Source organism: Psychrobacter sp. TB20-MNA-CIBAN-0197, assembly GCF_040309765.1.
Taxonomy (GTDB): Bacteria; Pseudomonadota; Gammaproteobacteria; order Pseudomonadales; family Moraxellaceae; genus Psychrobacter; species Psychrobacter submarinus.
Genome location: NZ_JBEOPC010001451.1, coordinates 1 through 233, shown reverse-complemented (window position 1 = coordinate 233; position 233 = coordinate 1). Strand labels below are relative to the sequence as shown.

Annotated in this window: 1 protein-coding gene; it reads left to right on the top strand. The window is 40.8% G+C overall.

Going from position 1 to position 233, the window contains the following annotated elements; translation table 11 throughout:
- Nucleotides 1–33 precede the first annotated feature (33 nt).
- Nucleotides 34–233, top strand: a 200-nt coding sequence (locus tag AAEY83_RS18775) for a TcpQ domain-containing protein (protein ID WP_351061735.1), incomplete at its 3' end; no start/stop codon positions are given.

Here is a 233-nt window from a genome sequence, read left to right as displayed (position 1 = left end):
GTATTGGCTGAACGTGCGCGAACAGTAGATCCAATGCCGACCACTTGGACTGGAGAGGTTGAACCTAGGCGCTTTGAAAATGGCACAACCCTTAAAGATGTACTTAATCAATATGCTAAAAACGAGGGAATTGAGCTCTACTGGTACTTAAGTAAAGATTACGTAGTTAAAGATCATTTTAGAGTAGACAGTAACTTTACTTCAGCACTGTACCAAATTGGACGCGCTATAAA